We start from the raw sequence: 3944 nt of genomic DNA on the forward strand, positions 1-3944 counted from the left end.
ATGGCGCTGATTTTCGACCGGATCAAGTCGGCGACGGTTTGATCGTGGTCGGCGGATTCGTCCCGACAAGACATGACGAATATCGGGATATTTATTGATGAGGAAACGTATGAAACCAAACTTGTTTAAACAGTCGACGGCCGCCGCGCTGACGGTGTTGGCCGGGGCGTTCGGCGTGGCGCAGGCCGGTACGCTGAGCGTCGATTCGGTCGCCGATACTTATCTGAACAGCGATCCCTTGCTGTCCAACCGCGATTGGTCCAATTTCGGTTCGATGGGAATTTCGGCGAATCTGGCCAACCCGGAAAAGGGCATGACCACCCCGAGAACCATGGATGCGTTAATTGCCTACGATACCGCGGCCATCAAAAGCGGCTTCGATGCCGAATTCGGCGCCGGCAACTGGCGGATCACCGATGTGAAGGTGAAGTGGTATTCCAATTACGACATCCTCGGTATAGCCCCCACGAATCCTCAGCTGAATGTGCCGGCCGCCGGTTCGTTCAATATTTCCCTGCTGACCCATGACGACTGGTTCGATCCGGCGTCGGCCGGCGACAAGGGGTTTGCCAACACCGATTTGAATTGGGATTCGGTATTCGGCAGCGGCGGTAAATACGGCCATTTGCTGGACGGCGTGCAAGTCCTGGGTACTTACGGTTACACCGGCGGCGATTTCAACGGCGGCAACAATTGCCTGAACGAGGTGTGCGCGCCGCGCTTCTGGGACTTGGGCGACAACGCCGCGCTATTCGCCAGCATCGCCAACGGCGGTTTCGTGTCGCTGTTCGGTTCGGCGGCGGATGGCAACGTGACCTATATCGTCAGCCAACGCAGCGCGGCCGGCGCCCATCCGCAACTGTTCGTCAGCGCCGCCGCCGTGCCGTTGCCGGCCGGAATCGGGCTGTTTATTAGCAGCTGCCTGGCGCTGTTCAGCCTATCGGGCCGCCGCTATTCCGCCGCGACGACGCCGTCGACGTTGACCACGCTTGTCTAGTCCGGACTGTCATTATTTTCAAACGTCTTAAGGGAATACTCATGAATCTGTTTACCAACCGTCGCGTTGCGCTGACAACCGCGTTGGCCGCGACGCTGGCCGGCCAAGCCGGCACCGCCTTGGCCGCCAGTACCATCAATCTCGATGCGGTGGCCGATACCTTTATTTCCAGCGATCCGGATTATGCCGATCGGGACATGTCGGCGTTCGGCGCGATGCAGATTTCCGCCGATCTGCCGGATTACATCCAGGGCATCTTTTACCCCAGAACCCTGGATTTTCTGGTGGCCTACGACACGGCGGCGATCAAGGCCGGTTTCGATGCGCAATACGGCATCGGCAACTGGCATGTCACCGACGTCCAAGTCAAGTGGTATACCAACTTCGACATCCTCGGCGTACCGGCGCACAACCCTCAATTCAACGTGCCGTCCGCCGGGTCCTTCAACATTTCGCTGCTGGCGGACAATGCCTGGTTCGACGAACAGGCCGCCGGCCCGTTAGGGCTGGCCAATAACGATCTGAACTGGAATTCGGTGTTCGGTGCCGGCGGTAAATACGCCACGCTGTTGGACGGCATCCAGACCCTAGGCACTTATAGTTATACCGGTGGCGATTTTAACGGCACCAACAATTGCAGCAACGACGTCTGCGCGCCGCGCTTCTGGGACCTGGGCGATAACGCCGACCTGCTGAACATCGTTGCCAACGGCGGCACCGTGTCGCTGTTCGGCTCGGCGGCGGACGCCAACGTGACTTATCTGGTCAACCAGCTCACCAAACCCGGCGGGCATTCGCAGATCTTCGTCAGCGCCGAGGCCGGAGCGGCATCGGTGCCGATTCCGGCCGGACTCTGGCTGTTCCTCGGCGGCGGATTGCCGTGGCTGGCCGCGCGGCGCTCAAAATTCGTCGGCCGAGGCGTCCTCCCGGTCCGAAACCACCGTGAATAGCGAGGCGGCCATGCGAACGATCAAAAACCTGTTGCTGGCCGGCGGCCTACTGGCGGCGCCAGCGGCGCTGGCCATCGGTCCGGTGCCGGTATCGTTGCGCAACGTGCCGGTGCCGCCGGTGCCTGGGCTGCTGGACGGCGCCGCGCCCATCGTCGTCAACCAAAATGCCGCGATTGCCTTGGGCAAGGCTTTGTTCTGGGACCAGGCGCTCGGTAGCGACGGCCAGGCCTGTGCCTCCTGCCATTTTCACGCCGGCGCCGACGGCCGCACCAAGAATCAAATCAATCCCGGCCAGAACAGCGTCCGTGCCAGCGGCCAAGATTTCGATAGTTTGCCTTCCGGCGGCGGCGGTCCCAATCATCAACTGACGCTCGACGATTTCCCGTTGCACCGGTTCAGCGATCCGGGCAATAACGCCAGCCAGGTGGTGTTCAGCAGCGACGACGTGGTCGGTTCCGCCGGCGGCTTCAGCGGACAATTCCACGGCGCTTCCCAATTCGGCGACGCCAACGATCAATGCGCGCGCGGCGCCGATCCGCTGTTCAACGTCGCCGGCGTCGGCACCCGGCAAACTGCCGCGCGTAACGCCCCCAGCGTCATCAACGCGGCGTTCAACCACCGCAGTTTCTGGGACGGCCGCGCCAACAATATTTTCAACGGCAGCAGCCCTTGGGGCGAGCGCGATCCGAATGCCGGCGTCTGGGTCAAACTAAATGCCAAAACGGTCGCCAAGCAAAGGCTACATTTGGTCAATGCCTCTTTGGCCTCGCAGGCGGTGGCACCGCCGACCAACACCGCCGAAATGAGTTGTAACGGCCGCTATTGGCCGGACATCGGCCGCAAGCTGTTGTCCAGGCAGGGCTTGCGCGACCAACTGGTTCATCCGCAAGACAGCGTGTTGGGAGCACTCAGCCTTGCCGGCGGCGCAAACCCGAAACCGGGTTTGAAAACGACTTACCGCAGCCTGGTCACCCAGGCATTCGATCCCCGCTACTGGTCGTACAGCGGCACCGGCCCGTTCGGCGCGCCGGCTGGGGGCATGCCCTACAATCAAATGGAAGCCAATTTCGTCATGTTTTTCGGGCTTGCCGTTCAGTTGTACGAGTCGACGCTGGTGTCGGACCAAGCGCCGTTCGATCTCAGCCCGATCGACGCCAACATGAAGCCGACCTGGAGCAACATAACCGCTGCCACGCCGGCCGAAACCCAGGCCCTGGTTGCCTCGTTGAAAAACGGCGTGGAATTGTTCGTCAACAACCATTGCAATTTATGTCACGCCGGTCCGGTCTTCAGTCTGGCGGCGGTGGCGGCCAATGCCGCATTGTTGACCCCAATCGCCGGAAGCCGCTTCGGCCCGCCGGATACGCCGATCGCGTTCGGCCCGAATGCCTTCGGTCCATTCGGCGCCGCCGCCAAGGGCGGCATCAATCGCTACGGCAATACCGTGACCCGCGATACCAACATTCAGCAACTGCCGAAATTCATGGATTTGGGCTACGCAAACAATGGGGCCGTTGACGTTGCGGACGATCCCGGCGTGGGCGGCTTGGACGATTTCGGCAATCCCTTGTCCTACAGCGCGCAATACGTCGAATATCTATTGGGCAATGCGTCGGGTATGGTCGATCCGGGCGTGAACGGTATTCGCGCCTGCGACTTCATCAGTCCGCTGGCCTATGGCTTAGCCGTGAATCTGCCCAATGTGTTCCTGCCCGGCGACGGCCTGCAGGCCGACGGTACCCGCGAAGGCGCGCTGCGCAATCAAAACTGCGTGAATGCGGTGACCGCTTATATTCCCACCCCGGCCGCCGCGCTAGCCAATTTGTCCGGCACGAAGATGGCGCTGGCGACCGAGGGTGCATTCAAGATTCCGACCTTGCGCAACGTGGAATTGACCGGCCCCTACATGCACAACGGCGGCATGGCGACCTTGCGACAGGTGATCGAGTTCTACGGCCGGCACGGCAACTTTACCAGCGACAGTCTGCACTTTCATT

Annotated in this window: 3 protein-coding genes; all 3 read left to right on the plus strand. The window is 61.1% G+C overall.

Annotation, left to right across the window (positions count from 1 at the left end; genetic code table 11):
- The first annotated feature begins 109 nt into the window (after window positions 1-109).
- A complete protein-coding gene (locus AC3B8H_RS19185) occupies window positions 110-997 on the plus strand; it encodes a hypothetical protein (RefSeq protein WP_488443126.1) in 888 nt (295 codons plus the stop codon).
- 41 nt (window positions 998-1038) lie between these two features.
- Window positions 1039-1947 carry a hypothetical protein gene (locus tag AC3B8H_RS19190; protein ID WP_488443127.1) on the plus strand — a complete coding sequence of 303 codons (909 nt, stop codon included), beginning with the start codon at window positions 1039-1041 and terminating at the stop codon, window positions 1945-1947.
- Window positions 1948-1957: 10 nt separating this feature from the next.
- Window positions 1958-3944: cytochrome c peroxidase (locus tag AC3B8H_RS19195; RefSeq protein ID WP_488443128.1), on the plus strand; the 1987-nt coding region annotated here is incomplete at its 3' end.

It is taken from the genome of Methylomonas sp. BG-2 (assembly GCF_057766305.1).